Below are 22,278 nucleotides of genomic sequence, written 5' to 3'. Positions count from 1 at the left end.
ACATCGCCAGTCTTGGCTGCCAGTTTGGGCTGGATCTGCCGGAAGGCCGATGGACGTCCCGTGATGCAGGAACTTGGTAGAGTAGAAGGCGTAGCGACAGATATAGCCCAATTCGCGCCTGACAAGTGCGGAGCGGATTAAGGCTTAATCCAAGGGGCAGTTGAAGCTGATTCGTGCAAAGAGGCCCAGCCAGCCATCTGGCTAGCCGGGCCTCTTCGCTGATCATCCTTAATGGAAGGCTTGCTCAAAGCCTTCAGGCGGCGGTCTTTTCCGCCTCGTCGTCCTTGTAGAGGTCCTCGCGCGAGACCTTCTTCTCGGTCACGTTGGCGAGCTCGAGGATGAAGTCGACGACCTTGTCCTCATAGATCGGTGCACGAAGCTGGGCCAACGCCTGGGCGTTGTTGCGATAGTAGTCCCAGACTTCCTTCTCGCGGCCGGGCATCTGACGGGCGCGCTCGATCACGGCGCGGCCTACCTCGTCGTCGGTCACGGAGATCTTGTTCTTCTCGCCGATCTCGGAGAGCACGAGACCGAGCCGCACGCGGCGGTCGGCGATCTTGCGGTACTCTTCCTTGGCAGCGTCTTCAGTGGTGTCCTCGTCGGCGAAGGTCTTGCCGGCGGAGTCCATCTCGGCCTTGACCGAGTTCCACATCAGATTGAACTCCTCGTCGACCAGCGACGGCGGCGCCTCGAAGCGATGGGCCTCGTCGAGACGATCGAGCAGCGCGCGCTTGACGCGCTGGCGCGTCGCGGTCGCGAACTCGGCAACCAGACGCTCGCGCGCGGCTTCCTTCAGCTTGTCCAGCGATTCCAGGCCGAGCGTCTTGGCGAACTCGTCGTCGATCGCGATGTCCTGCGGCGCCTCGATCAGCGTCGCGGTGGTCTCGAACTCGGCCGGCTGGCCGGCGAGCTTGTCGTTCATGTAGTTCTTGGGGAACGACACCTTCAGCGTGCGCGTCTCGTTGGCGCCGATGCCGGTGAGCTGCTCCTCGAAGCCGGGGATGAAGGTGTTGGAGCCGATGACGACCTGGATGCCCTCGCCGGTGCCGCCCTCGAAGACTTCGCCGTTGATCGAGCCCTTGAAGTTGATGGTGACGCGGTCACCCGACTCGGCCTTGGCGCCCTCGGCCTTGGCGGCATAGCCGCGGTTGGTGTCGGCGATGCGCTTGATCGCCTCGTCGACGTCGGCATCGGCCACCTCGGCAACGGGCTTCTCGACCTGGAAGGTCTTGAAGTCGGCGAGCGCGATCGCCGGCACCACCTCGATCGCAACCGTGTAGGTCAGGTCGGTCTTGCCGTTGAGCAACTCCTCGACCTCGGCCTGCTCGGTCGGCATGGTGATCTTCGGCTCGGTCGCGAGGCGGAAGCCACGCTCGGAGAACAGCTGCGTGTTGGTGTCGCGGATGGTCTGGTCGATAGTCTCGGCCATCACCGAGCGGCCATACACCTTCTTCAGGTGAGTGACCGGCACCTTTCCGGGGCGGAAGCCGTTGATGCGGACCTTGTCCTTGAGGTCGACGAGCTTGGCGCCGGCCTTGGCGTCGAGATCGGACGCAGGAACGCTGATCTTGAACTCGTGCTTCAAACCTTCCGAGAGGGTTTCTGTGACCTGCATGGCGTCCAATCTTCTTCTCGTTCGGCCCCGGCGCGCATGCGTCGGGACGCTGTCATTAATCGATCCGGCGCAAGGCAAACGCCTCAACGCCGATGGTTCATCGGACCGGCTCCCTGCGGATAAACATCCGCGAGGAAGCAGACCCTCGTAATCCGTGCAAACGCTGAAAGCGCTTGGTGCGGGCGGAGGGACTCGAACCCCCACAACTTTCGTCACTGGAACCTAAATCCAGCGCGTCTACCAATTCCGCCACGCCCGCGTAAATTTGCATCAAGACCGGCCGCGATGCCGCGGGCGGCGGGCTTATAGCATGTGCCCGCCTGTTCGCAGCAAAAAAATGGCCTGATGGAGGCAGGCTTCAAGTAGGTACGGCGGCTGGACTTATCCAGCGCGGCGTGGTCCGGATCGGCCGCATGAAACCGCGGATTTTCGACCCTGATCGGCGCGAGGTTTTGGCCGGGCTTGGCGCCTCGCTTGGAGCCTCCCTTGGCGCCTCGGCGGCCGGGCTGATCGCCGGCGGCGCCGCACCTGCGATCACCGCCCAGCTCGCCCTTCAGGCAAGGCCAGCAACCCTGGCGCTCAGGCCGGGGCAGCCGGCTACACCAATCTGGGAGCTGGCCGCCGTAAGCCATCTCGGGAACGTCCGTCTCAAGCGCGGCGACCGCTGCGAGGTGGTGTTTCGCAACGACCTGCCTGTCCCACTTGCCCCGGTCTGGTACGGCCTCAATGGCCCGGCTGCGGCCGATCCGCTCCGAGGCCGCGCGCCGACCGCGCCCGACACAGCCGAAACGTCAATCATTTCAATACCAAGCTCGGGAACCCTGCTGACCGACTTCCGCCTCTTCGAGGACGCCCTGAAGCAACCCGCGCGCCCGCTTCCGGTCATCGCGCAGGAGACATCCCCCCTCGCCATCGATCGCGACGAGGTTCTGCTGATCGAGGAATGGCGCCTGCAGCCGGACGGAACCGCGCTCCCGCCGGCACGCGATCCGAAGGACGCGTCACTGCTCTATACGCTCAACGGGCGGACTTCATTTGAACTCTCAGCCGCAGCTGGCGAGCGGTTGCGACTGCGCATTATCAACGGCTCCCAACGCACTGTTCTGGCGTTCAAATTGGAAAGCCACGAGGTCCGCGTGATGGCCCTGGATGGACAACCGGCCGAGCCGTTCCCGGCGCGCAACGGCGCCCTGGTGCTGGCCCCGGGCGGACGGGCCGATGCCCTTGTAGATGCGGCCACATCGGCCCCATTCCTGCTGCATGACGGCAAGGAGGCGCGCCAGGTCGGGAGCCTTAAGGTCTCCGGCAAGCTGGAGCGCGCGCCACTGTCGCCGCCACAGCCGCTCCCGTCGAACGACCTGCCTGAGAAGCTCGATCTGAAAGGCGCCCTGCGGTTCGATGTCGCGCTCGGCGCACCCGAGGCCGGCTGGACGCGGCCTGCGAATTTCTCCACAGCCTCCGCCCCCGTCTTCCGCACCAAGGCCGGCCGCACAATCGTGCTGGCCCTCAAGAACGCAGGCCCGGTCGCGACCGTCTTCCACCTGCACGGCCACCATTTCCGCCTGCTCGACAAGCTCGACGACGGCTGGAAGCCCTACTGGCTCGACACGCTCGCGATCGAGCCCGGCCAGACCCAGCGCATTGCATTCGCCGCGACCGCGCCCGGCCGATGGCTGATCGAATCCGTCGTCACCGACTGGGCCGCGCCGCGGCTGGTGCGCTGGTACGGGGTCGAGTGAGCTTTCAGTACTCCACCCCGAGCGCACTATAGATTCGCCGGTGCACGGCCGGCAGCGTCTCGGTGAGGTCTTCCGCGATCAGCCCCGGCCCCGCTTCGCTCGCCGCTTCGCCATGCATCCACACGCCGATGCTGGCGGCCTCAAACGCCGGCACGCCTTGCGCCAGCAGTCCTGCGATCATGCCGGCAAGCACGTCGCCGGCGCCCGCGGTGGCGAGCCAGGGCGGCGCGTTGGCGGCGATGGTGGCACGACCGTCGGGGGCGGCGATCGTGGTGTCCGGCCCCTTCAGCAGCACGACCGCGCCGGAGCGCTCGGCTGCGGCGCGCACGCGCTCGAGCTTCGAGCGGCCTGGATGCTTGTTGCTGAGATCGGAGAACAGGCGCGGAAACTCACCCTCGTGCGGCGTCAGCACCACGGCCGCGTCGTGCGAGGACTTGATCGATTCGAACAGGCGCTCGGGATTCGCGGCAAAGCTCGTCAGCGCATCCGCATCGAGCACCAGATGCCGTTGCGCCGTTAGCGCGGTGTGGACGAGATCGCAGGTGCGTTCGCCGATTCCGGCGCCGGGACCGATGATGCAGGTGTTGTAGCGCTTGTCTCCGAGCAGCTCGCCGAACTCGACCACGGTGTCGACGGGGCGCACCATCACCGCCGTCAGCGCGCTTGCATTGATCGCGAGCGCATCGCGCGGTGTGGCAAGGGTCACCAGCCCGGCGCCGGCCCGCAGTGCCGCGCGCGCGGCGAGCCGCGCCGCACCGGTCGCGGCCGCATCGCCTGATACCGCCAGCACATGCCCTCGCGCGTATTTATGGCCGTCGATCCGCGGCACCGGGAACGCCCCGCCCCAGAAATCCGGATCGTTCTCGAAGATCTCAGGCGCGATCTCGTCGAGCACCTGCGCGTCGATGCCGATATCGGCGACACGCACGCGCCCGCAATGGGCGCGGCCCGGCAGCAGCAGGTGCGCCGGCTTCTTGCGGAAGAACGTGACGGTCTCGGTGGCGTTCACCGCGACGCCCAGCACGGCGGCACTGGTGCCGTTGATGCCGCTCGGCAGATCGACGGCGAGCACCAATGCGCCGTTGGCGTTGATCGCCTCGATCATCGCACCCGCCTCGCCGTCAACGGGACGGCTGAGCCCCGCGCCGAACAGCGCATCGATGATCAGCGCGGGTCTTCCGATCGCCTGCGGATTGAACGGCAGCACCGGGTGCTTCCAGCCGCGCGCGGCGGAGGCCGCATCGCCCTGGAGCTGGTCGCGCTCGCACATCAGGATCACCGAGACCTCGCGGCCCTGCGCGGCGAGCTCGGCGGCTGCGACAAAACCGTCACCGCCATTGTTGCCGGGGCCGGCCACGATCAGGATCGGCCCCTCCTCCGCCAGCGCATTGGCGGCCTCGGCGACCGCCTGACCCGCGCTCAGCATCAGCTTGAAGCCGGGCGTGCCTGCCGCAATAGTGAGCTGATCGGCACGCTGCATTTCGGCGTTGGTCAGTACTTCCATGCCACTTCCCTGGTCCAAACGCCTTTTCAACAGGCACGTCCCGTGCCGACCCACCCAACGGAACAACGATCTGCACAGATATTGAACCGTTTGCCTATTTCGTAGTCTGCGGTATTTTGAGCCGGTCGGCGCCACCTATCAGAGATGCTCGTTAAAAGGCTGATAACGCTCCAATAATCAGGGCATTTGCAACTTGGCATAGACCCTGCTTTCGAGGAAGCCGCTTCGGTTTGTCGTGCTCACTGGCATTCATCAGGGTGTGGCCGGCCGTTGCTGCCGGGTTGGTCAGGCATCCCGGCATACCGAAGACAAGATCGTGCGTGAGAAAAGCGCATCCTGACGAAGACGTTGCTATTTGATCGAAAGGCCGGGAGGCGCGCAGTGAAGAAAATCGAAGCCATCATCAAGCCATTCAAGCTCGACGAGGTGAAGGAAGCGCTTCAGGAAGTCGGCCTTCAGGGCATCACCGTCACCGAAGCCAAGGGCTTCGGCCGGCAGAAGGGCCACGCTGAGCTTTACCGCGGCGCAGAATACATCGTCGATTTCCTGCCGAAGGTAAAAATCGAGATCGTGATCGGCGACGATCTGGTCGAGCGTGCGATCGACGCGATCCGCCGCGCCGCGCAGACCGGGCGCATCGGCGACGGCAAGATTTTCGTCTCCAACATCGAAGAGGCGATCCGCATCCGAACCGGCGAATCCGGGCTGGACGCTATCTGAGCCGGGTGCTATCCCGAATTTTGCGACACTCTGACAAGAAAAAGGCTGCTTCGGCGGCCTGATTTCGTTTGTGCGGTCGCGCGCGAACTCGCCAAAAGCGAGAACAATCTTGCTCATCTGGAAACCGACCCGCAGAGCCAAAAGGGGTATGCATGAAGACCGCCAAAGACGTCCTGAAATCGATCAAGGACAACGACGTCAAATACGTCGACCTGCGCTTCACCGATCCGCGCGGCAAGTGGCAGCACGTGACCTTCGACATCGGCATGATCGATGAAGACATCTTCGCCGAAGGGACGATGTTCGACGGCTCCTCGATCGCCGGCTGGAAGGCGATCAACGAGTCCGACATGTGCCTGATGCCGGATCCGGTGACCGCGACGATCGATCCGTTCTTCGCCGAGACCACCATGGTCATCACCTGCGACGTGCTCGAGCCGACCACCGGCGAGCCCTACAACCGCGACCCCCGCGGCATCGCCAAGAAGGCCGAGGCCATGGTGAAGTCGATGGGCGTGGGCGACAGCGTGTTCGTCGGCCCCGAAGCCGAGTTCTTCGTGTTCGACGACGTGCGCTTCTCCGCCAACCCCTACAATACCGGCTTCCGTCTCGACTCCTCGGAGCTGCCGACCAATTCCGACACCGAATATGAAGGCGGCAATCTCGGCCATCGTGTCCGCACCAAGGGCGGCTACTTCCCGGTCCCGCCGCAGGACTCCGTGCAGGACATGCGCTCGGAAATGCTCGGCGCCATGGCCAAGATGGGCGTCAAGGTCGAGAAGCACCACCACGAGGTCGCCTCGGCCCAGCACGAGCTCGGCATGAAGTTCGACACGCTGACGCTGATGGCCGACCACATGCAGATCTACAAGTACTGCATCCACCAGGTCGCGCACATCTACGGCAAGACCGCCACCTTCATGCCGAAGCCGGTCTATGGCGACAACGGCTCGGGCATGCACGTGCATCAGTCGATCTGGAAGGACGGCAAGCCGGTGTTCGCCGGCAACAAGTACGCCGACCTGTCGGAGACCTGCCTCCACTACATCGGCGGCATCATCAAGCATGCCAAGGCGATCAACGCCTTCACCAACCCGTCGACCAACTCCTACAAGCGCCTGGTCCCGGGCTACGAGGCCCCCGTGCTGCTCGCCTATTCCGCGCGCAACCGCTCGGCCTCCTGCCGCATCCCCTACACCGCTTCGCCGAAGGCCAAGCGCGTCGAGGTGCGCTTCCCCGATCCCCTCGCCAATCCCTATCTCGGCTTCGCCGCGATGCTGATGGCCGGCCTCGACGGCATCAAGAACAAGATCGATCCGGGTCCGGCGATGGACAAGGACCTCTACGACCTGCCGAAGGAAGAGCTGAAGCAGATCCCGACCGTCTGCGGTTCGCTCCGTGAGGCGCTGGAAAACCTCGACAAGGACCGCGGCTTCCTCAAGAACGGCGGCGTGTTCGACGACGACTTCATCGACGCCTACATCGAGCTGAAGATGACCGAAGTCGCCCGCTTCGAAATGACCCCGCACCCGGTCGAGTTCGACATGTACTATTCGGGCTAAGCGGCCCGCGATCACGACATGCGAAGGGCGCCCCGAGGGGCGCCCTTCTTTTTGCGCGCAGTCATCTTCCACTGCACTGGCTGTGTTTCAATTGCATTCTCGTTAAGGTTGTTCTAGAGGCTGGAGGCGAAAGGGAATCTGCCAACCGACAACGTCGGATTCGCGATTGGCGCCGACAAGTCCCAGAACAAACTCGCGACCAACTATGATCGATATTCCCGAACGGCAAATAAGAGCCGTCTATGACGATCAGACGATACGGGTCTACCAGGCCTATAGCGACGAGATTGCGGACGCGGCTCTGGCAAAGGGCACATTCGTTTCTCCGCCCTTCAAGATCAGCCGCATGACTTGGATAAAGCCGTCGTTTCTCTGGATGATGTATCGCAGCGGCTGGAGCTACAAGGACGCGGGCCAACGGCGGATTCTCGCGATCGACATCAGCCGCGAGGGATTTCACTGGGCCTTGGACAATAGTTGTCCCAGCAAACCCGACGCCTCCATGAATGAGGCGGACTGGAATAAGCTAAAGACCAATTCGCCCGTACGGATTCAGTGGGACCCGGAGCGAGATCTCCATCTTCGAGCGCTGCCCCACCGCGCCATTCAGATCGGGCTCGGCGAAGCGGCTGTGCCACTCTATGTCGGCCAATGGATTCGGAAAATCACTGAGGTGACCGACCTCGCCCGCACGATTCATAGTCTGGTGAAGGACAACAGACTGGACGACGCTGCGGCCAGACTGCCGCCCGAGCGCGCCTACAACGCCATCGTACCGTAGAGATGAACCGTGCGGTTTGGAGCCGTCAACTTTTGTTCTGCGTCTGACTCCACTTCGTTCTCAAAGAACGAATCGGAATCGCGAAAATCGGCGCGCAGCAATTCTTGCTGATTGGTTTATTCGATCACAGTTTGTAGGGGCTGAAGCTTCAGCAAACGCGGGACGAAATTGGTGGGGTACGCCGTACGGACTGCGCTCCGCACAATCCGCACGGCTAACCCACCCTACAAGATACGAGTCACCACGTCGCCGTGAAGGCCTTCTGCAGCTCGGCAGGCGCCGTCACGCCACCCACGATCAGCAACTGCGTGAGCACGCGGGCCTTCTGCGGATTGAGATCCTCGGACACGACGAACCCGTTCTTGTCGTCGTCGACCTCGACGTTCCTCGTGACGAAGCCGGAGCGAACGCGCGTCGAGCGGACCACGATGATGCCCTTCTTCGCCGCCGCCTCGAGCGCATCGAGGGCCGGCTTCGACGTGTTGCCGTCGCCGACACCGGCCAGCACGATGCCTTTGGCTCCGTGGGAAATCGCGTCCTCGATCGGAACGGCGTCCATGTTGGCGTGCGAGTAGACGATCTCGACGCGCGGCAATTGCTCGCCGGCCGGAAGCTGATAGTTCGCACGCTTGAAGCCGGCGGCCTGCGCCATGAAACGAATGCCGCCGGCGGTGTCGACATAGCCGACCGGCCCGTCATTGGCAGAATTGAACGTCTCGATGCTCGTGGTGTTGGTCTTGGTGACCGAGCGGGCACCTTGAATCTTGTCGTTCAGCACGGCCATCACGCCGCGGCCGCGCGCGCGGGGATCGGCGGCGACCTGCACCGCCTCGTAGAGGTTGCCGGGGCCGTCCGCGCTCACCGCCGTGGCCGGGCGCATCGAGCCGACGATCACCACCGGCTTGTCGCCGCGCACCACGTTGTCGAGAAAGAACGCGGTCTCCTCCAGCGTATCCGTGCCGTGGGTGATGACGACGCCATCGGCCTCGTTCTTGTCGAAGGCCTCCTGGATGCGGCGGGCCAGCGCAAACCAGACCTTGTCGTTCATGTCCTGGGACCCGATCGACGAAATCTGCTCGGCGTTCAGCTTGGCCAGCTTGTCCAGGCCCGGCACCGATTGCATCAGCTGCTCGCCCGTGATCTGGCCGGATTTGTAGGCGCCGGTGGCTCGCGCGTCGGCCTGGCCCGCGATGGTGCCGCCGGTCGCGAGCACCAGGATGCGCGGCAGGCCAGCGGCCGCGTCCTTGCCCGGCTCCGCGGCCTGGACGGCTGCGCTCCCGCACGCCCAAAGTGTGAAGGCAAACAGGGGAATGGAAAGCATTGAAATCCAGCGTTGGCGGCGACCGGCTGCACTGGCGGTAGACGTCGTCATCGAATTGTCCTCCCGTTCAAGTAGGGATCGACATTCGATACGCCCATTAAGGCCGAAGATGGGTCATCCACTGCTTATGGCTGCGGGTTGTCCCGCCGCGGCATGAAATGGTCGAGCAGACCCGTAGGCAGCGGAAAGACGACAGTCGACGACCGTTCGCCCGCGATGTCGTGCAGGGCCGCGAAATAACGCAGCTGCATCGCCTGAGGCTCCTGCGCGAGAATCCGGCCGGCCTCGACGAGCTTTTCGGCAGCCTGCTGCTCGCCCATCGCATTGATCACCTTGGCGCGCCGTAACCGCTCCGCCTCGGCCTGCTTGGCAATCGCGCGCACCATGGTTTCGTTGATATCGACGTCCTTGATCTCTATGCCGGTCACCTTGATGCCCCAGACGTCGGTCTGCTTGTCGAGGATTTCCTGGATGTCGGCGTTCAACCGGTCGCGCTCGGCGAGCATCTCGTCGAGCTCGTGCTTGCCGAGCACCGAGCGCAACGTCGTCTGCGCGAGCTGGCTGGTGGCAGCCATGTAATCGCCGACCTTGATGATGGCCCGTTCGGGGTCGACGATGCGGAAGTACAGAACGGCGTTGACCTTGACGGACACGTTGTCCCGCGAAATCACGTCCTGCGGCGGCACGACCTGCACCATCACCCGGAGGTCGACCTTGACGAGTTGCTGCACGACCGGAATGAGGAGGATGAGGCCCGGGCCCTTCACGCCGGTAAAACGGCCGAGCGTGAAGATGACGCCGCGCTCGTATTCGCGCAGGATTCGAATGGCCTGGGATAGAAACATGATGACAAGCAGCGCAAGCGCCGCATAAGTCAGATATTCCAGCATCATGATGTACCTCCCTCACCGGTCCTGGCTGGTGCGCGCCGTATCAGCAGCGTCAGGTCGACGACGTTCGCGACTTCGACCGTCTCTCCGGGCTTGAACGTTTCGGCGCCGCGCGCCTGCCAGCGCTCACCATGGGCGAAGACGTGACCTTCGCTCCCATTCCAGTCGAGAACCTCGGCCGGCAAGCCTCGCATCGCCTTCGCGCCGACCCGTTCAGGAGCCCTGGCGGCACGCCGAAGCGAACCAAGCACGACCAGCGCAAAGCCGGCGAACACGGCTGCCGTGATGCCGATCACCCACCACGACAGGTGGTAGCCGGGCGCCTCGACCCTGAAGAGCATCAGCGCTCCCAGCACGAAAGCGATGATCCCCCCGAGACCGATCACCACCGTCGGATTGAAGGCTTCGACGGTGAGAAGCACGATGCCGACCAGCATCAGGGCAAGGCCGGCATAGTTGATCGGCAGCAAATTGAGCGCATAGAGACCGATCAGCAGGCAGATCGCGCCGACGACGCCGGGAGCGACGGCTCCGGGAGACATGAACTCGAAGATCAGGCCGTAGATGCCGACCATCAGGAGAATGAACGCCACATTCGGATCGGTGATGACCGCCAGGAAGCGGGATATCCATCCGGGGTCGATGGCTTCAACGACTGCATCCTTCGTCGCGAGACGTTGCGTCTTGCCGCCTGCGACCTCCACCACACGGCTATCGATTTGCCTCAGCAATTCAGCCTGATCGCGCGCAACGAGTTCGATGGCATGGGCCTGCAGCGCGCCGTTGGCAGAGAGAGTGGCGGCCTCACGGACCGCCTTCTCCGCCCAGTCCGCATTGCGGCCACGCAGCTCCGCAAGGCTGCGGATGAAAGCAACCGCATCATTGGTCACCTTTGCCGTCATGGCATCCTTGGGCTCGCTCTGCTGGTCCCCGTCCTTCTTGTCCTTGCCGCCCTTATCCGGTGCGCCGCTCGGCAGCCCCGGCAGCGGTCCGCCAATCTGCACCGGCGTTGCCGCACCGATATTGGTGCCCGGCGCCATCGCCGCGATGTGGGTCGCATAAAGGATATAGGTCCCCGCGCTCGCCGCGTGGGCGCCGGAGGGAGCGACGTAACCGACGACAGGCACGGGCGAGGCCAGCACATCCGCGATGATCTCGCGCATACTGGAATTGAGACCGCCGGGCGTGTTGATTCTCAGAAGCACGACCTCGGCGCGCCGTTCGCTTGCCCGGGCCAAGGCCTCCTTCACGTAACTGGCCGACGCAGGGCCAATCGCCCCGTCGATCGACACAATCAGTGCACGACGGCCGTTCTCCTCCGCTGAGCTGGGAAGGAGGCAGCAGATCAAAGCAACGACGCCAATCGCCGCAACGAGGGCCGCCTTCATGGTCTGCACGGCAGGGCTCCCTTGCAGAGCATATGGTGTTCGTCTGTTGAACCTCAATGCAGCCGTGCGCGGGTGCAGGCCCCTGTCGTGATTGTGCGATGCAATGGAAACCGCCTCGTAGATCGGTTGAGCACGGGGCGGTGGCGGGCGGACCATGCCTTGAGCTGATCCGCCACGCATTCTGTGCTGCTATCGCCGCGCGATCCGCACCCCATCCGGTCCGATCGGGCCGAACGTGCCGGCGATGATCTCGCTCGTCGGCTGCATGCCGCCGAGCGACCAATGGGAGGGCTCCTGCTCCTCGATCCTGACCCAGACGTTGCGGCGGAAATCCGCACTGCCCTGCCCTTCGACCTCGACCAGGAGGTCGGTGACGCGTTCGAGCAACGTCTTCTTCTGCGCGGCATCCAGGATGCCGCGGACGGTGGAAATGGTGACGTAAGGCATGTCTTTCTCCAATCATGTCGGTTGACGACGGCGGCAGATTGGACCGGACAGCGCAGGCGAGGCAGTGGCGGATAAGACAGAGATCGGGCAATTTCCGCCATGCGCCCCGCGCACCGATCGGCTAGGATCGCGGCCCGACTGGAGGTTTCATGAAGCTCGCAATTCTGGCGCTGGAAGGCTGCATGCATTCGGCGATCGCCGGGATCGCCGACATCCTGTCGCTCGCCAATCACGTGATGCAGCAGAGCGGTGCAAAACCCCGCTTCAGCTGGCAGAAATTGTCGCTCGACGGCAAACCGGTGCGCGCCGGCGGCGGCCAGATGGTCGCGGTCGACGGCGCGATCGGGCAACGCGCTCGCTTCGACGCGATCCTCGTCCCCGGCAATCTCGTCGATCACGTCACGGCGGAACGCCTGCAACCGCAATATGCGCGGGCGGGCGCCTGGCTCCGGCAGCAGCACGCCAATGGCCGGCTGATCGGCGCGTTTTGCAGCGGCGTGTTCCTGCTGGCCGGCGCCGGCCTGCTCGACAACCGCCGCGCCACCATCACCTGGTGGCTGCAAGGCGAACTGCGGCAGCGTCATCCCGCCATCGACCTCGCCCCGGATGCCGTCATCACCGTGGCGGACCGCATCGTCTGCGCGGCCGGGCCGATGTCGTGGGTCGACCTGCTGCTCAGGCTGATCGAGATGGTCGACGGCAAGGAGACCGCGAAACTATGCGCGGACTACGTCGTCATCGACACCGCGCAGCGCACCCAATCGATCTTCATGCCCGTCGGCTATCTACTGTCGCAGGACCCGCTGCTGACCAGGGCCGACCTGCTGGTTCGCCGCGCCGGCAAGAGCCCGATGACGGTCAAGCGTCTTGCCGATGCGCTCGGCCTCAGCGAGCGCACGCTGAACCGGAAGTTCCAGGAGCTCACGCACGAGCCGCCGCAAGCCTTCATCATGCGCCGCCGCGTCGAGCACGCGCGCACGCTCTTGGAGACGACGGCGCAGCCGGTCAAGGCCATCGCACGCGCGGCCGGCTATGAAGACGAGAGCAGCTTTCGCAAGGCGTTCCGCAAGCTGACGCTGATGTCGCCGCAGGCGTATCGGGCGCGACGGATGGAGCGGGCGGCGTAAGCGGCGGTCGAAAGATCCGATCACTGAAGGATTCCGCAGGATCGACACAATTCCGACGCGCCTGCGTCTCCATTGCCGATCCGGAAGACGCCGGATGCTACGTTCGATTAATACATTGGCTAGGAACGCAAGGCACCCAGCCCTGTTAGCAGGCGAACTGAAAAGCCATTGCCCGAGGCCATGAGAAGCGCTCGAAAATTTCATCGCTAGCCACGTCTGGAGGCGACGCTCTCTGGTGCCGGCCAAATCAGGAGCCAGGAATGCACCAGATCATCAGCGGCGGGATTCCAGATAGAAACGGCGGCAGGCGGGCGAAGCGCCATCCTGTGATCCTTCGAGCCTCCTCCCTTGTGATAGCGGGCGTGCTGTCAGTTCTGCTGGTCAGCGCTGTCGTTCCACCGATCCTCGCCGATCAATCTGATCGGGCAGTGGTCAACGCACCGCTGACCCTGTTGACAGCGCCGATCGATGGCGAAATCGGCTCGCTCTCCAAACGGATTGGCAACGCAGTGGAACCCGGAGATTCGCTGGCGCTCATCTCCAATGCGCGGGTCGACAAATCCGCGCTGATAGCGTTGGAGCAGAAAATCTCTGACGCACGTGCGAAACTTGAAGCAACGAGGCAAAAGAAGGACTCAGACAAAGCCTATGTCGATGCACTGGATTCCGAGATCGACAATCAGACCGCAACGCTGCGAGCGCAATTTCAGTCGCAGATCGTTGCATTGCGCGCAAAAGTGGCGGAGTCCGACGCCCTGAGCCAAGCAAAGAAGTCCCTGGTTGACCGCCAGTCAACTCTGGTTGCTCGCAACGTCGCAAGCATGGACATGCTGAACCCGACCAAGGCGCAGTATTCAGCGGCGCTACACAACGCCGATGCCGACAGGGCCAAGCTCAATCAGAAGATCGCGCAACTCGATTCGCTTCAGAAAGGCATCTATGTCGGCGACGATCTTGTTGGGACTGGTATCCTCATTCAGAAGCGCCGTGACATTGGCCTCGATGCCACGCGAATGGAGATCGAGGAGAACGAGCTGTCCGCGGCACTGCGGGACCAACAGTCCCTCGTCGACAAGGAGCGTCAAAGACTCGCGAGCCTTGCTGACGCCGATGTCGTGGTTTCCACGCCGGGCAATGTCTTGACCATGGGAGTTACGCCGGGTCGGCGCGTCAATGCCGGCGACGCCCTCGCCTCGCTCGTTGATTGCAACAAGCGATTCGTTGTCGCGATCTTTTCCTATCGACAGGCCCAGAGCATGAAGGTCGGAACGCGCGTTCGCATCGAGAACGCCGATTTCAAATCCGGCACCGTCGAAACCATCCTGCCAAAGACGACCGACAAGGTCGACGAGCGATACGCGGTTCCCTTCCCGCAGACCGAGCGGCGCGAACTTTACGCGATCATTACGCCAGACGATCGTGACAGCAAGGTCGCGAGTTCCGGGCCTGCCGCATCCAGTGAAACGACGCCTTGCACCGTCGGCCAGTGGGTCACCGTCACCAAGGACAAGGCGGTGCTGCCGTCGATGTCCGTGACTTGGCGCCGGGTCGAAAAGCTCGTCGCCTCTGTGAATACCGACGAGCGGCAAGCGTCTGCCGAGAGCGAGGAAACTGCACATCCAACGGGTATCGCCGCTCTGATCAGCGTGTTCCGTTCTGTTGCAGCGGTCTCCCAGCCTTCAGTGCCGTGACCATGCAGTCTTCCGGGAGTTACAACGTCGCCGCGAGGCGAGGCGTGGTTATCGCTATTTGGCTGGCCATGATGACGCCCGCCGCGGGAGGTTCGAACGAGGATCGGGCTTCCGGCGCTGGAAGCGATTGCGCCGCCTTGGCGAAGGCCGTGACGTCGCAGGCGGCCGGCGCCGACGCGGTGTTCGTCCGCAGCTATGAGCCTGGCGAGGGCGAGAGCGGCCTGCCGGCGGGATTGGCCACGTCTGCGTTCATCTACGACAATTCGCTCGCGGCAATTGCCCTTGTGGCTTGTGGCGATGTGAGCCGGGCAACCGTCATCGGGAACGCCCTGACCCGCGCCGTTCGGAGAGATCGCACATTCACGGATGGCCGGGTGCGCAATGCCTATCGCGCTGGTCCATTGAGTGAAGGCGCCCCGACGCTACCTGGGTGGTGGGACGGGGACAAGAATATCTGGGCTGAGGATCCCGCACAGGACGGCAGTTCGACCGGCAACGCCGGCTGGACCATTCTGGCGCTGCTAACGCTGCATCAAGCCACGGGCGAGGCGTCGTTCATGGCGGATGCCGAGCGCCTGATGGATTGGGTGACGGCCAACGTCTCATCGGGTGCCGGCTTCCGCGGTGGTTTTCATGGTTACGACCCGCATTCGGTCCCCATCACCTGGATATCGACAGAACACAACGTCGACATTTCCGCGGCGGCCGCCTGGCTCTACCGCCTCAAGGGCAAAGCCAAGCATGCAGAAGCCGCATCGCAGGCGCGGCGCTTCGTCGACGGGGCATTCGCCGGGGACCATTTCCTGTTGGGAACGAAGCCCGACGGCACTCTCGCCGATCCGTCGATGCTTGCCCTGGACGTCCAGCTTTGGCCATGGATGGCGATTGCCGACGGCCCCGCCAAATGGCGATCCGCGCTGAAATTCGCCGCCACTCATTTGAACGTCGGCGACGGGTTCGACTTCAACGGCGACAGGGACGGCGTGTGGATCGAGGGCACCGCGCAGGCCTCGCTGGCGTACCGGATTGCCGGCGATCCCGTGAAAAGCAGGCAGCTGCTGATGACGCTAGAAGCCGCCCGCACGAGGTCCGGTTTTCTCAACGCAACCCGAACCGGGCGGGTCTCGACGGGCCTTTCGATCGACCCGACCAACACAGCACCGGATTTCTTCTACTTCAACCGCCCGCATCTGGCCGCGACCGCATGGGCGGCGCTGGCAGCGACGGCATGGAATCCGTTTACGGGAAGAAGGGTTGACTGATGTTCGAAGCCGCCGCTGACATCTCGTCCATCCTCTCGATCGACATCGGCCTGCTGATCGGATTGCTCGTCCTGACGCGGCTGCTCGACCCCGCCCGCAGCGGCGACCGTATGCTGTTTGGAACAGCCGCCGGAGCTCTGCTCGTCACATACGCCCTGTGGCGCTGGCACGATACCCTTCCTGCGCTTTCATTCACGATGCAAGCTTGGTGGCAATACCTGTTCTTTGCGTTCGAAGCGCTCGCCATCGCCTACACGTTGATGTCGATCATCATTCTTTTCCGGAGCATTGACCGATCCGGACAGGCCGACGCGGCACAGCAAAGGATGGAGCAGACCGGCAACTATCCTCCCGTCGATGTCTTCATTTGCACATATGACGAACCGCTCGAAATTCTGGAAAGGTCCATCCTGACGGCGCTGGCGCTGGACTATCCCCATGTCACCGTCTGGGTCCTCGATGACACCAGGCGCGGATGGCTGCGCGAATTTTGCGAGGATGCGGGTGCGCGCTACATCACGCGTGCCGGCAACGAGCACGCCAAGGCGGGGAACCTCAACAATGCTCTCGCATTCACCGCGGCGCAGACCAATGCTCCGGTCATCATGGTGCTGGATGCGGATTTCGCGCCGCGTCCGAATTTCCTGCGGCGCACGATCGGGCTGCTTGCGAGCCCGCGGGTCGCCGTGGTGCAGACCCCGCAATTCTACCACAACCCCGATCCTGTCCAGCACAATCTGCTGGCAGCGCAGAGTTGGGTCGACGACCAGCGCTTCTTCTTCGATGTCTTTCAGCCGGCCAAGGATGCATGGGGATGCGCGTTCTGCGTCGGCACGGCCTTCGTTGTTCGCCGCAATCGCTTGACCGAGATCGGCGGATTCCCGGACAAGACGGTCACGGAAGACATCCATCTGACCTACGCTCTGCTGGCGAAGGGTTACGAGACCTGGTGGCTGAACGAGAGGCTCAGCGCCGGCCTCGCTGCCGAGGGCTTGCCTGAATACGTCACGCAAAGAGCCCGCTGGTGCCTCGGAACAGTCCAACTCGCTCTGCTTCGCGATGGGCCCCTCCTTGGTCGTGGATTCTCGCTGACCCAACGATGGCAATATTTGCATGGCATCCTGAATTGGCTGTGCAAGCCGTTTCTGGTCATGCTGCTGGTAGCACCGTCCGTCTACTGGTTCGCGGACATTCCTGCATTCGAGGCCGACTATCTCTCATTCCTGCGCTATGGCGTGCCGGCGCTGCTCGGCCAAATGATCTACATGGCCTGGGCCTCGCGGTCGCGTACCCTGCCGCTATTCATGGAAGCGACACATGCCATTGCCGCATTTGCGATTTCCGCGGCTCTTATCGGCGCCGCCGTAAAGCCGTTCGGCAGGCCGTTCAAGATCACCAACAAGGGCGGAGACCGCTCGGAGCCCAAGACCCGTTGGACGTTCGCGGCGCTGTTCGGCCTCATCTCGTTCGGCTCTGCGGCCAGCATCATCTGGGCATTTGTTTCACCCTATGCCGCCAGCGAGATTTCGCCTCTCGATTATTTCAATCTGCTGTGGGCCGGCGTGGCGATGTTGATCGCCTTCATCGCGTTTCTGGCCTGCTTCGAGCTGGGACGCGGCGAGATATTGTTTGACGTCGACGAGGCGACCGAACTGGCATCGGATGGCAAAGTCGTTCCCGGTCTGCTGACCATGCTGTCGATGTCGAGCGCCCGGGTGGCCTGCAGCGGAAGCCGGGCCGTCCGTTCGATGAGCGGGCCCATGCGGTTGCATCTCAATTCACTGGGCTGGATCGACGCGGAGATTGCGGATCACGACAGGCTCACCATCGGGGTGCGGCTTCGGCCAACTGCTGCGCAGCGCAAGGCGCTCGCAATCCGACTTTTCGGCTCGCTGGACGGCAACGTTGCCGACACCGCCAGCATCCGCGGGACAATTGCCGGCACGATCAGGAAAGGGCTGCTAGGCAGGTAGCTCAGCCCTCGCCGCACTTCGCCTACGCTGCCGCCTTCTGCCGCGCCACCATGGCCTCGCCAAAAGCCTCGAACAGCTTGCGGTTGATCGGATTTTGCTGCGGGTCGTATTCGGCGTGCCATTGCACACCGAGCGCAAAGGTCGGGGCTTCCGCGATGCGGATCGCCTCGATGGTGCCGTCCTCGGCGACGCCCTCGATCAGCACGCGCTTGCCGGGATCGAGAATGCCCTGGCCGTGGAGCGAATTCACCCTGATCTTGTCGCAGCCGAGCAGCTTTGCGAACGCCCCGCCGGGCGTGAGGTCGACGTCGTGGCGGTCGGCGAAGACGACGGTCGGATCAGGATGGATCTCGCCGTTCTCGAGCCGGGGCATGCGATGGTTCATGCGGCCCGGGATTTCGCGGATCTCCGGATGCAGCGAGCCGCCGAAGGCGACGTTCATCTCCTGGAGGCCGCGGCAGATGCCGAACAGCGGGATGCCGCGGGCGACGCAAGCCACGGAGAGCGCCAGCGCCACCTCGTCGCGATGGATATCGTAGGGCTCGTGCCGCTCGCACGGATCGACATTGAAGCGGGTCGGATGGACGTTGGCGCGGGCGCCGGTGAGCACGATCCCGTCAACCACGTCGAGCAACGCGCCGATATCGGTGATGTCGGGTGCTCCCGCGAACATCATCGGCAAGCCGCCGGACACCTCGGCCACGGCGCGCAAATTGCGCTCGCCGACCATCTGGACCTGAAATCGATTTTCGACGCGATGGGCATTCCCGATCACGCCGACGACCGGCTTTCTCATCTCCCTTTCCGACCTCCGCGCAAGAAGATTCTCCAAACATGCCCTTGGGGTGGAACAAATTCAACAGAAGGGATCGCGGGACGGCAATGCTATTTTCGCGCAAATGCCGGCCGGAGGGCCGCCAAGGCCCCTTTTCGCGCCGGCGGCGTTGGCTCGTAAGGCCAGGGACAGGCCAGATCGCGCCGGGGCCCGGCTTGATCCGACGGCGGATTTCGCGAAAGAGTGCCCCGCCCGCCGCCCGTGAAAAGGACCCGATGTGACGATTTCCAGAGATGAACGGCCTAAGACACGCAACGATCTCGCCTGGGCGATCTCGGTCGGCGGCATCGGTGTCGTGCTGTTCACGGCCATGCTGGTCTTCACCTGGTATTTTGCCGCCACCGTGCTCCTGATCTTCACCGGCATGCTGCTCGGCGTCGCCCTCAACGCGCTGACGGGCGCCCTCGGCCGGCGCGTGCACCTGCCGCATGCGGTCCGGCTCGCGATCGTCTGCATCGTGCTCGCTATGCTACTCGCGGGCGTCGCCTATCTCGGCGGCGCCACCATTGCCGAGCAGGCCTCGCTGCTGAGCAAGACCATCAAGTCGCAGATCACCAATGTCAGGTCGTTCCTGGAAAGCCACGGCATCGACACCAGCTTCTTCGATCTCGGCAACGGTGCGCCCGCCGCCGCGACCGACGCGGCATCGACGCCCGCCCCGAACCCGGGCTCGCACGGCGGATTGCCGGGCGGTGCCGGCGCACTCGCCTCGAGCGGCGGGGCGATCGTCAGCCAGACCTTCAAGCTGCTGTTCGGCGCCATCAGCGCCGTCGGCAACATCTTCATCGTGCTGTTTCTCGGGCTCGCCTTCGCCGCCCAGCCCAGCGCCTATCACGACGGCCTGTTGTTCCTCGCACCGGCCAAATATCGCACCCGCGTCACCCTCATCATCGACCGCATCGGCGAGACGCTGGAGCGCTGGCTGATCGCGCAGATCATCGTCATGATCGCGGTGGGCGCGGTGACCTGGATCGGGCTTGCCGTCATCGGCATCCCCGGCTCGTTCATCCTGGGAATCCAGGCCGGCCTGCTCGCCTTCATCCCGACCGTCGGCGCCATCATCGCCGGCGTCGTCGTGGTGCTGGCAAGCCTCGCCTCGGGCTGGATCCCGGCGCTCTCGGCCTTTCTGCTCTTCATGGGCGTGCACGCCATGGAGAGCTATGTGCTGACGCCGATCCTGCAGCGGCAGGCGTTGGACATCCCGCCGGCCACGCTGTTCGCGTTCCAGATCCTGCTCGGCGTCGTGTTCGGAATCTGGGGCCTGGCGCTGGCGCTGCCACTGGTCGCCATCGCCAAGGTCATGATCGACCATTTCAAGACGTATGAGGCGCCGCCACTCGCGGAGGCGGCCTGACGCGCCTTAAGTCGTCAATACAGTCTCGGTGTGCTCGACCTCCGGGGGCGAGGCAAAATACTGGCCGACAAGGCCGCGCCATTCGGTGAAATTCTCCGAGCCGCGGAAGTCGACGGTGTGGTTCTCCAGCGTCGCCCACTTCACCATCAGCCGGTAGCGCTGCGGCTTCTCGATCGACTTGTGCAGCTCGAAGCCGTGAAAGCCCTTGGAGCGGCCGAACGCGGCCTTGGCCTTGGCGACGGCGGCCTCAAAGTCCTTCTCGCTGCCCGGCTTGACGTCGATTTGCGCGATCTCGGTGATCATCGGTTTCCACCCATTTTGTTCGATCGGCGTGTCTACCGCACCCCTCCCAAAAGAAAAAGGCGCCGAAACGGCGCCCTGGTCGGCTGGAAATGCTGGTCTCTTCAGGCGAGCAGCAGAACGGTGCCTGCCACGATCAGCGCGCAACCGGCGAACAGCGCGAGCGGCCAATAGCTGCGGCCCTGCGCATATCGCCCCTGGGCACGGCGCTCGGTGATCAGTGCGCTCTCGTATTCGTCCGCGGTGGAGAACAGACAGGCGAAACCGCCGCGGGCCGAGGCCGCAGCGGCTTCGAGCGACATCAGGGCAGCTTGCGGGTTCTGTCGACGGATCGATTCCATGACCACGATGGTAGGGATCGAATGGTAAACAGGGGATTACCGCAAGGCCTCCTGCGTATCAGGCCGTCGCCGGCTGTGTGCGCGGCACAGCGATCCGCGCGGCGCTCTGGCGGCGCCAATTCTCCAGCGACAGCGGCAGCTCTTCCGCCGCCTCGACGCGGTTACGGCCGCCGCGCTTGGCCTGGTAGAGCGCGGTGTCGGCCGAGGCCAGCAACACCTCGAGCTCGGTGCCGGCCGGACCGCCGGCGACACCGATGCTGACGGTGGTGTCGACCGGGCCTTCATCGACCACGACGCCGGAGGTCTCGAACGCCTCGCGCACGCGCTCGGCAACCAGCACGCCCTCCTCCAGCGAACACGGCAACAGCGCCGCGAACTCCTCGCCGCCGATGCGGCCCGACATGTCGGTGATGCGCAAATTGCTGACGACGACGGTCGAGAACAGTTTCAGCATCTCGTCGCCGGCGGGATGGCCGAAGCGATCGTTGATCGACTTGAAATGGTCGATGTCGAAGATCATCACGGTCACGGGCCGCCCGGCCTTGGCCTCGCGCTCGATCACACGGCCGCAGGCTTCCGAGAAGCCGCGGCGGTTGAGCATGCCGGTCAGCGGATCGGTGGACGCGGCGGTGCGGTGCGCGGTCACCGTGCGCTCGGACACCAGCATGAAGATCACGAAGACCGTGCCGACGGCATAGAGCACGAGCTCGACCGCGAACACGGTGACCCAGATGCTCGAGGAAAAGCCCGCATCATGCGGGCGCAGGAAGCTGCCGAGCAGGATCGGCAGCATCAAGACGCAGCCGTGCATCACCGGCACCACAAAGGCCGGCCAGCGCCGTTGCAGGCTCTTGCGCCGCTCGACCCAGAGCTCGCTTGCAGTCAGCGCCGCATAGACCGAGACGATGCCGGCGCCGATGATCATGCGCAGCATCGACGCCGCGGGATCGAGCAGCGAGACGGCGGCGACCCAGGCGAGCGCACCGAGCACGAGGCCAGGCCAGTTCGGCTTGCGGCCGTGGAAGACGCGCGCCGCATTCCACACCATGCCGCAGGCCACGAAGCCGACGGCATTTAACGCCAGATAGAGATGCGGACCGAGCTTGTCGCCGGCCGCAGTCCATAGCGCGACGGAGGCAGCACCGAGCAGATAGGCGGTGCCCCACCATTTCAGCGCAGGACTGTTCTCCTGCTTGCCGAAGAACACCATCATGGCGCCGAGCAGTGCGGCAACCATGGTGGCAACCAAATAGAGCGTGATGCTATCGAGCGACATCATGTCGGCCCCCTCTTAGACATAGCAGTTACGCGATCGGCCCAGCCGATTTGCGCGCCCTTCCGAATGCGACGCTATGTCTCGCGGGTTCCATTCAGGTTTTCACGCGGCAGCAAGTTTTCGGGAAACACTCCATCAATTTGCGTACAAAC

At 63.8% G+C, this 22,278-nt stretch carries 19 protein-coding genes and 1 tRNA gene; 9 read left to right on the top strand and 11 right to left on the bottom strand.

The features are described 5' to 3' along the window. Positions 1-253: 253 nt before the first annotated feature. Positions 254-1,615, bottom strand: coding sequence for a trigger factor (tig, locus tag RAD15_RS15460; protein ID WP_458178824.1), 1,362 nt, complete (start codon positions 1,613-1,615; stop codon positions 254-256). A 174-nt stretch (positions 1,616-1,789) separates the two neighbouring features. Continuing rightward, positions 1,790-1,874, bottom strand: a tRNA-Leu gene (locus RAD15_RS15455). A gap of 154 nt (positions 1,875-2,028) precedes the next feature. Here RAD15_RS15455 and RAD15_RS15450 point away from each other — a divergent pair. Beyond that, positions 2,029-3,354: a multicopper oxidase family protein gene (locus RAD15_RS15450; protein WP_458178822.1), complete on the top strand. Its 1,326-nt coding sequence runs from the start codon at positions 2,029-2,031 to the stop codon at positions 3,352-3,354. A 4-nt stretch (positions 3,355-3,358) separates the two neighbouring features. Here RAD15_RS15450 and RAD15_RS15445 read toward each other — a convergent pair whose 3' ends face one another. Then, positions 3,359-4,858, bottom strand: a complete 1,500-nt coding sequence (locus RAD15_RS15445) for an NAD(P)H-hydrate dehydratase (RefSeq protein WP_458178821.1) — start codon at positions 4,856-4,858, stop codon at positions 3,359-3,361. A 381-nt stretch (positions 4,859-5,239) separates the two neighbouring features. Here RAD15_RS15445 and RAD15_RS15440 point away from each other — a divergent pair, with 381 nt between their 5' ends. The 3 genes from RAD15_RS15440 to RAD15_RS15430 all read left to right on the top strand — a co-directional run bounded on the left by RAD15_RS15440 (position 5,240) and on the right by RAD15_RS15430 (position 7,921). Further along, complete coding sequence (locus RAD15_RS15440; protein WP_007603495.1) at positions 5,240-5,578, top strand: P-II family nitrogen regulator; 339 nt, start codon at positions 5,240-5,242, stop codon at positions 5,576-5,578. 152 nt (positions 5,579-5,730) lie between these two features. Beyond that, positions 5,731-7,140 carry a type I glutamate--ammonia ligase gene (gene glnA / locus RAD15_RS15435; protein ID WP_458178819.1) on the top strand — a complete coding sequence of 470 codons (1,410 nt, stop codon included), beginning with the start codon at positions 5,731-5,733 and terminating at the stop codon, positions 7,138-7,140. Positions 7,141-7,345: 205 nt separating this feature from the next. Further along, positions 7,346-7,921: a DUF4291 domain-containing protein gene (locus RAD15_RS15430; RefSeq protein ID WP_458178817.1), complete on the top strand. Its 576-nt coding sequence runs from the start codon at positions 7,346-7,348 to the stop codon at positions 7,919-7,921. A gap of 238 nt (positions 7,922-8,159) precedes the next feature. On the opposite strand, the gene RAD15_RS15425 is transcribed toward RAD15_RS15430, so the two are convergent. From RAD15_RS15425 to RAD15_RS15410, 4 genes are all read right to left on the bottom strand, one after another. Continuing rightward, on the bottom strand, positions 8,160-9,293 hold the full coding sequence (locus RAD15_RS15425; RefSeq protein WP_458178815.1) for an asparaginase: 1,134 nt from the start codon (positions 9,291-9,293) through the stop codon (positions 8,160-8,162). A 74-nt stretch (positions 9,294-9,367) separates the two neighbouring features. Next, positions 9,368-10,135, bottom strand: coding sequence for a slipin family protein (locus RAD15_RS15420; protein ID WP_458178813.1), 768 nt, complete (start codon positions 10,133-10,135; stop codon positions 9,368-9,370). Beyond that, positions 10,132-11,529, bottom strand: a complete 1,398-nt coding sequence (locus tag RAD15_RS15415; RefSeq protein ID WP_458178811.1) for an NfeD family protein — start codon at positions 11,527-11,529, stop codon at positions 10,132-10,134. Before RAD15_RS15415 ends, RAD15_RS15420 begins: the two co-directional genes overlap by 4 nt. A gap of 180 nt (positions 11,530-11,709) precedes the next feature. Next, positions 11,710-11,967 carry a tautomerase family protein gene (locus tag RAD15_RS15410; protein ID WP_458178809.1) on the bottom strand — a complete coding sequence of 86 codons (258 nt, stop codon included), beginning with the start codon at positions 11,965-11,967 and terminating at the stop codon, positions 11,710-11,712. Between the two features lie 149 nt (positions 11,968-12,116). Here RAD15_RS15410 and RAD15_RS15405 point away from each other — a divergent pair, with 149 nt between their 5' ends. The 4 genes from RAD15_RS15405 (at position 12,117) to RAD15_RS15390 (ending at position 18,020) form a co-directional block, all read left to right on the top strand. Then, positions 12,117-13,094, top strand: coding sequence for a GlxA family transcriptional regulator (locus tag RAD15_RS15405; RefSeq protein WP_458178807.1), 978 nt, complete (start codon positions 12,117-12,119; stop codon positions 13,092-13,094). Between the two features lie 260 nt (positions 13,095-13,354). Then, positions 13,355-14,785, top strand: a complete 1,431-nt coding sequence (locus RAD15_RS15400; protein WP_458178805.1) for an HlyD family secretion protein — start codon at positions 13,355-13,357, stop codon at positions 14,783-14,785. Between the two features lie 68 nt (positions 14,786-14,853). Further along, positions 14,854-16,047 (top strand): hypothetical protein, encoded by a 1,194-nt coding sequence (locus RAD15_RS15395; protein ID WP_458179123.1) that lies wholly within the window; start codon positions 14,854-14,856, stop codon positions 16,045-16,047. After that, the gene (locus RAD15_RS15390) at positions 16,047-18,020 is read left to right on the top strand and encodes a glycosyltransferase family 2 protein (protein ID WP_458178803.1); all 1,974 of its coding nucleotides are present in this window, start codon (positions 16,047-16,049) and stop codon (positions 18,018-18,020) included. The genes RAD15_RS15395 and RAD15_RS15390 overlap by 1 nt, the downstream gene beginning before the upstream one ends. A 22-nt stretch (positions 18,021-18,042) precedes the next feature. Here RAD15_RS15390 and RAD15_RS15385 read toward each other — a convergent pair whose 3' ends face one another. After that, complete coding sequence (locus tag RAD15_RS15385; RefSeq protein ID WP_458178801.1) at positions 18,043-18,816, bottom strand: gamma-glutamyl-gamma-aminobutyrate hydrolase family protein; 774 nt, start codon at positions 18,814-18,816, stop codon at positions 18,043-18,045. Positions 18,817-19,072: 256 nt separating this feature from the next. On the opposite strand from RAD15_RS15385, the gene RAD15_RS15380 reads away from it, so the two are divergent. After that, a complete protein-coding gene (locus tag RAD15_RS15380; protein ID WP_458178799.1) occupies positions 19,073-20,209 on the top strand; it encodes an AI-2E family transporter in 1,137 nt (378 codons plus the stop codon). 6 nt (positions 20,210-20,215) lie between these two features. Here RAD15_RS15380 and RAD15_RS15375 read toward each other — a convergent pair whose 3' ends face one another. From RAD15_RS15375 to RAD15_RS15365, 3 genes are all read right to left on the bottom strand, one after another. Continuing rightward, positions 20,216-20,512, bottom strand: a complete 297-nt coding sequence (locus RAD15_RS15375; protein ID WP_035673823.1) for an antibiotic biosynthesis monooxygenase family protein — start codon at positions 20,510-20,512, stop codon at positions 20,216-20,218. Between the two features lie 101 nt (positions 20,513-20,613). Next, positions 20,614-20,850 (bottom strand): hypothetical protein, encoded by a 237-nt coding sequence (locus tag RAD15_RS15370; protein WP_458178797.1) that lies wholly within the window; start codon positions 20,848-20,850, stop codon positions 20,614-20,616. 58 nt (positions 20,851-20,908) lie between these two features. Next, complete coding sequence (locus RAD15_RS15365; protein WP_458178795.1) at positions 20,909-22,129, bottom strand: diguanylate cyclase; 1,221 nt, start codon at positions 22,127-22,129, stop codon at positions 20,909-20,911. Positions 22,130-22,278 lie beyond the last annotated feature (149 nt).

The sequence above is a fragment of the Bradyrhizobium sp. 14AA genome, from assembly GCF_054185205.1.
Note: the sequence above shows the minus strand (reverse complement) of the source record. Positions and strands in the feature narration are given on the sequence as shown.

Coding starts and splice junctions, on each gene's coding strand:
- RAD15_RS15400 (WP_458178805.1), top strand. CDS start 13,355: ATGCACCAGATCATCAGCGGCGGGATTCCAGATAGAAACGGCGGCAGG.
- RAD15_RS15390 (WP_458178803.1), top strand. CDS start 16,047: ATGTTCGAAGCCGCCGCTGACATCTCGTCCATCCTCTCGATCGACATC.
- RAD15_RS15410 (WP_458178809.1), bottom strand. CDS start 11,967: ATGCCTTACGTCACCATTTCCACCGTCCGCGGCATCCTGGATGCCGCG.
- RAD15_RS15450 (WP_458178822.1), top strand. CDS start 2,029: ATGAAACCGCGGATTTTCGACCCTGATCGGCGCGAGGTTTTGGCCGGG.
- RAD15_RS15425 (WP_458178815.1), bottom strand. CDS start 9,293: ATGACGACGTCTACCGCCAGTGCAGCCGGTCGCCGCCAACGCTGGATT.
- RAD15_RS15395 (WP_458179123.1), top strand. CDS start 14,854: ATGATGACGCCCGCCGCGGGAGGTTCGAACGAGGATCGGGCTTCCGGC.
- RAD15_RS15385 (WP_458178801.1), bottom strand. CDS start 18,816: ATGAGAAAGCCGGTCGTCGGCGTGATCGGGAATGCCCATCGCGTCGAA.
- RAD15_RS15445 (WP_458178821.1), bottom strand. CDS start 4,858: ATGGAAGTACTGACCAACGCCGAAATGCAGCGTGCCGATCAGCTCACT.
- glnA (WP_458178819.1), top strand. CDS start 5,731: ATGAAGACCGCCAAAGACGTCCTGAAATCGATCAAGGACAACGACGTC.
- RAD15_RS15405 (WP_458178807.1), top strand. CDS start 12,117: ATGAAGCTCGCAATTCTGGCGCTGGAAGGCTGCATGCATTCGGCGATC.
- RAD15_RS15420 (WP_458178813.1), bottom strand. CDS start 10,135: ATGATGCTGGAATATCTGACTTATGCGGCGCTTGCGCTGCTTGTCATC.
- tig (WP_458178824.1), bottom strand. CDS start 1,615: ATGCAGGTCACAGAAACCCTCTCGGAAGGTTTGAAGCACGAGTTCAAG.
- RAD15_RS15370 (WP_458178797.1), bottom strand. CDS start 20,850: ATGGAATCGATCCGTCGACAGAACCCGCAAGCTGCCCTGATGTCGCTC.
- RAD15_RS15375 (WP_035673823.1), bottom strand. CDS start 20,512: ATGATCACCGAGATCGCGCAAATCGACGTCAAGCCGGGCAGCGAGAAG.
- RAD15_RS15365 (WP_458178795.1), bottom strand. CDS start 22,129: ATGATGTCGCTCGATAGCATCACGCTCTATTTGGTTGCCACCATGGTT.
- RAD15_RS15430 (WP_458178817.1), top strand. CDS start 7,346: ATGATCGATATTCCCGAACGGCAAATAAGAGCCGTCTATGACGATCAG.